Origin of the sequence: Stenotrophomonas sp. 2YAF22 (assembly GCF_052114665.1) — a bacterium.
GTDB lineage: Bacteria > Pseudomonadota > Gammaproteobacteria > Xanthomonadales > Xanthomonadaceae > Stenotrophomonas > Stenotrophomonas indicatrix.
Genome location: NZ_JBFRFE010000308.1, coordinates 1 through 4982, shown reverse-complemented (window position 1 = coordinate 4982; position 4982 = coordinate 1). Strand labels below are relative to the sequence as shown.

The following is a 4982-nucleotide window of genomic DNA, read 5'->3' as shown; positions in this document are numbered from 1 at the left end:
CAGCACCGGCATGAAGAACAACGCCACGCCGATGCCCATGATCAGCTGCACGCCGGCCACATGATTGAAGTCCACCTGCAGGTTGAAACCCGAACGCAGGAAGCTGGTCATCGACAGCACCACGAACGCGATCGTGGCCAGCATGCGCATGTCGAAACGCGATGCGTACTTGCCCACGAACGGGGTCATGATCACTGGCAGGATGCCGATCGGCGCCGTCGCCAGGCCTGCCCATATCGCGGTGTAACCCATGTCGCGCTGCAACCACTGCGGAATCAGCAGGGCCACGCTGAAGAACGCGGCGTAGGCCACCACCATCGCCAGCGTGCCGGCGCGGAAGTTGCGGTGCCGGAACAGCTTCAGGTCGACGATCGGGTCCTTGTCGGTCAGCTCCCAGATCAGGAACACGGTCAGCGCCACCACGGCCACGCAGGCCAGTACCACGATCTTCATCGACGAGAACCAGTCTTCGTCGTTGCCCAGGTCGAGCACCAGCTGCAATGCGCCCACGCCGATCACCAGGGTGACCAGGCCGACGTAGTCCATCTTCGGCTTCTCGACGTGCTCGGGGCGACCCTTCAATTGGTTGCCCACCACCAGCGCAGCGAAGATGCCCAGCGGCACGTTGATCAGGAAGATCCATTCCCAGCTGTAGTTGTCGGTGATCCAGCCACCGAGGATCGGACCGCAGATCGGCGCCACCACGGTGATCATCGCCAGCAGCGCCAGCGCCTGCCCGCGTTTCTCCCGTGGATAGATCGAGACCAGCAGCGACTGGGTGATCGGGTACATCGGGCCGGCGACGAAGCCCTGCAGTGCACGCGACAGCACCAGCATGCCCATGCTCTGGGCCAGGCCGCACAGCAGCGAGGTGATCACGAAGGCCAGCGTGGCCCACACGAACAGCTTGCGCTCGCCGAAGCGACGGCTGAGCCAGCCGGTCAGCGGCAGCGCGATCGCGGTGCTGACCGCGAACGAGGTGATGACCCACGTTGCCTGCTGCGAACTGGCGCCAAGATTACCGGCGATGGTCGGCAGCGAGACGTTGGCAATGGTGGTATCGAGCACCTGCATGAACGAGGCCATCGCCAGGCCCACGGTGCACAGGGCCACACTGGGTGGCAGGAAGCCGGCGGCCGCACCCGGCGCCGCCGGTGCGCCCGGAGAGCCGGGCGCAGCTGGAGCTTGTGCGGACATGGCCGACCTCAGCTCGCCTTGGACTGCTGCGGCAGGTTGCCCTGGATGATCGTGTGGATCACCTCATCGGCATCGTGCAGCTGCTTGGCATACACGTCGGTGTCGAACACCGTGCCCTTGGCGGCTGCGCTCGGCAGCACTTCGCCCTTCTGGTCGCGCAGGCTCACCTCGGCCTTCATCGACAGGCCGATGCGCAGCGGGTGTTCGGCCAGCTGCTTGGCATCGATGGCGATGCGCACCGGCACGCGCTGCACGATCTTGATCCAGTTGCCGCTGGCGTTCTGCGCCGGCAGCAGCGAGAACGCCGAGCCGGTGCCCAGGCCCAGGCTATCGATGCGGCCCTTGTACTTGACGTCGCCGGCATACAGGTCCGACTTCAGCTCCACTTCCTGGCCCAAGCGCATGTGCCGCAGCTGGGTTTCCTTGAAGTTGGCTTCGACCCACATCTGCTCGGTCGGCACCACCGCCATCAGCGCATTGCCCGGCTGCACGCGCTGGCCGACCTGCACCGAACGACGGGCGACATAGCCGGTGACCGGCGCGACGATGCCCGAACGTGCGTTGTTGAGGAAGGCCTGGCGCAGCTGCGCGGCGGCAGCCTGCACATCCGGCTGGGTGGCGATCACGGTGTCATCGACCAGTGCGCGGTTGCGCTCGACGGTCTCGCGCGAACCGGCCACGGCCGCTTCGGCAGCCGCCAGTTCATCGCGGGCGTGGGCCAGTTCTTCGTTGGAGATGGCGCCGGTGGCGGCCAGGCCCTTGCGGCGTGCGAAGTCGTCGCGCACGCGCTTCAGGGTCACCTGGCGTGCGTTCAAGTCCGCCTGCGCACCTTCGACGCTGCGGTACAGGCCGCGGGTCTGGCGCACGGTCTTGGCCAGGTTGGCTTCGGCCTGCTGCAGGGCCACCGAGGTATCGGCCGGGTCCAGCTGCACCAGCAGCTGGCCGCGCTCCACGCGCATGCCGTCATCGGCGTTGATGGCGACCACGGTACCGGCCACCAGCGGGGTGATCTGCACCTGGTTGCCCTGCACGTAGGCGTCGTCGGTCTCTTCGAACCAACGGCCGAACATGAAGTACCACAGCGCCAGTGCCGCCAGCAGCAGCACGACGATCACGAACAGGCCGCGCAACAGCTTGCCGCGGCGGTTGGGGGCGGCGGGGGCCGCAGTGTCTTGGGTCTGGCTCATGGCAGGYGTCTTCAGGAATGCGAGGAATCGGAATGGGAAGCAAGCGGTGCGGCATCAGCGTCACTGGGCTGGAAACCACCGCCGAGCGCCTTGCTCAGGCGCACCGAGGTCTGCAGCTGCTGCGACTGCAGGCCGGCCAGCTGCTGCTGCGATTGCAGCAGGGTGGACTGCGCGGTCAACACGTCCAGGTAGCTGCCGATGCCGGCGCGATAGCGCTGCTGGGCCAGGTCGAACGCGGCGCGTGCGGTATCCACCGCCTGCTGCTGCGACTGCGCCTGCTGCGCCAGTGAGCGCACCGCGTTGACCTGGTCGGCCACGTCGCGCAGTGCGTCGAGCACCGCCTGGTTGTAGTTCGCTACGGCCAGGTCGTACTGCGCATCGGTGTTGGCCAGGTTGGCGCGCAGCTTGCCGCCTTCGAAGATCGGCAGGCTCAGCGCCGGGCCGATGTAGGCGAAGCTGGAACTGCTCTGCAGCAGGTCACCGACATTCGGTGCGACCACGCCGGCCAGCGCGGTCAGGTTGAGGCTCGGGTAGAACCGGGTCTTGGCGACCTTGATCTGCTTGTCGGCCGCTTCCACCCGCCAGCGCGCGGCGACGATGTCGGGGCGACGACCGAGCAGTTCGCTGGGCACTACACCCGGCAGCTGCAGGGCCAGCGGGTTCATCGCCCGCGGGCGTTCGATCGACAGGCCCCGGTCCGGGCCCTTGCCGACCAACGCGGCCAACGCAGTGCGTCCCGCATCGATGCGCTGCTGCGCCGCCAGCAACTGCTGCTGTGCGGCCGGCACACGGGCTTCGGCCTGGCGTACCTGCAGATCACTGTCGATGCCGGCGCTGCGACGCTGACGGGTCAGTTCCAGCGACTTCTGCGAGCGCGCCAGCTCTTCTTCGGCCACGTCGTTGAGCTGCCAGGCGTAGGCCAGGTCGGTATAGGCCTGGGCGATGCCGGTGGACAGGTTCAGGCGTGCGGCCTGGGCCTCGACGGTAGCGGCGTGGGCGCCGTCCACGGCGGCCTCCCAGGCGGCGCGCTTGCCACCCCAGAGGTCGATGCCGTAGCTGAAATCGAAGGCGACCTGGCTGCTGCCGGCGTAGTGGCCACCGATTTCATCGCCGGCCATCGATTCGGGCAGGCGCAGGCCGGTGTAGCCACCGGACACGGACAGGCTTGGCAGGCGATCAGCGCGTGCGGTGCCGACCTGTGACTGTGCCTGGCGCAGGCGGGCGTCGGCGGCGTCCAGGCTCGGATGGCCGGCCAGGCCTTCGGCGATCAGCGCATCCAGCTGCGCATCGCCCAGTGCCTTCCACCAGTCCTGGGCGGGAAAACCGGCGGCGCTCAGATCGCTGTCGGCCAGGGTGCGTTCGCTGTGCAGGCTGCCCACGTCGAGCACGTGGCCCTGCGGGTTCAGGCCGCGGCTGCTGGCGCAGGCGGCCAGGGCCAGGGCCAGCGCTGAAACCAGCAGCGCGCGCCCGGAGCGGCGGAGAGTGGGATACGGGATCGGGTTCATGGGGTCGTCAAGGAATCGCGGATTCGGGTCAGGAGGGACAGCAGCTGCGTGCGTTCGTCGGCGGACAGATCGCGCAGGGCGTAATCCATCACCGCGTCGCCGCGCAGCTTCAACCGCGCCCACAGCGCGCGGCCTTCATCGGTCAATACGATCTGCAGCGCACGCCGGTCCTGGGCATGCGGCTCGCGGCGCACGCAACCGAGCGCTTCCAGCTTGTCCAGCAGGCGGGTGACCGCGCTGGGCACCTGGTCGATGGCCTGGGCCAGCTCGTTGGCCGTGCACGGCGCCATGTTCGAGAGCACCTTCAGCCCGATGTAGTGGGTGAAGCCGATGCCGAGGTCTTCCTCGGCCATGGACGCGTCGAGCTGGCGGACCAGGCCGTCGCGCACCTGGCGCAGCAGCAGGCCGAAGCTGGGGGGAGTGGTTGCAGGACAGATCATGGGGGAGCATTCTCTTCCAAAAAAAATATTTCTCAATGGAAATATTCGATCTGGCATCAAATGCTGTGTTGCAGCAGTGGGCTGGATCAGGTGAAGGCGCCACCTTAATGGCGCTCCCAACTGGCCCGGTAGTACAATCCAGCCAATGAATGTCACATTCAAGCCACCCCCAGCCCACGTGAAGGCGGGCGAACCCGGACCGGCCACCCTGCTGCGTGAAGAAGCGCTGGACTGGTTCGAGCGCAATGACGGCCCGCCGGTCATCGCCTTCCGCTTCGACAGCCCGCAGGGACTGGCCCGAGAAGTGGACTGGCATCACCACGTCCGCGCGCAGCTGATCTGCGTCGAACGCGGCCTGCTGACAACACGCACCTCGCATGGCACCTGGTCGCTGGCGCCAGGCTCGGCAGGCTGGATGCCACCGGCCGAACCGCATACGGTCCACATCGATGGCCCCCTGCGCGGCTGGGGCATGGTGCTGGCCGCACCGCTGTGCGCCGAATTGCCTGCCGACCCGTGCGTGCTGGGCATCTCGCGGCTGGCGCAGGCGGTGGCCGAACGCATCTGCGACTGGCCGCAGGACTACGAAAGCACCGCCGAGCGGCAGCACATCATCAACGTGCTGCTGGACGAGATCCGCACCGCGCCGCGCC

At 67.5% G+C, this 4982-nt stretch carries 5 protein-coding genes; 1 reads left to right on the top strand and 4 read right to left on the bottom strand.

Going from position 1 to position 4982, the window contains the following annotated elements; all coding sequences use genetic code 11:
* From emrB to emrR, 4 genes are all read right to left on the bottom strand, one after another.
* A partial coding sequence (emrB, locus tag AB4Y84_RS13040; protein WP_442250247.1) for a multidrug efflux MFS transporter permease subunit EmrB occupies positions 1–1197 on the bottom strand: 1197 nt, incomplete at its 3' end.
* Positions 1198–1205: 8 nt separating this feature from the next.
* Positions 1206–2384, bottom strand: coding sequence for a multidrug efflux MFS transporter periplasmic adaptor subunit EmrA (emrA, locus tag AB4Y84_RS13035; RefSeq protein WP_025877623.1), 1179 nt, complete (start codon positions 2382–2384; stop codon positions 1206–1208).
* An 11-nt stretch (positions 2385–2395) separates the two neighbouring features.
* Positions 2396–3889 carry a multidrug efflux transporter outer membrane subunit EmrC gene (gene emrC, locus AB4Y84_RS13030; RefSeq protein WP_442243747.1) on the bottom strand — a complete coding sequence of 498 codons (1494 nt, stop codon included), beginning with the start codon at positions 3887–3889 and terminating at the stop codon, positions 2396–2398.
* Positions 3886–4329, bottom strand: coding sequence for a multidrug efflux system transcriptional regulator EmrR (emrR, locus tag AB4Y84_RS13025; RefSeq protein ID WP_025877626.1), 444 nt, complete (start codon positions 4327–4329; stop codon positions 3886–3888). Before emrR ends, emrC begins: the two co-directional genes overlap by 4 nt.
* 178 nt (positions 4330–4507) lie before the next feature.
* Between emrR and AB4Y84_RS13020 the strand changes: the two genes are divergently transcribed.
* On the top strand, positions 4508–4982 hold a 475-nt coding region (locus AB4Y84_RS13020; protein WP_442250246.1), incomplete at its 3' end, for an AraC family ligand binding domain-containing protein.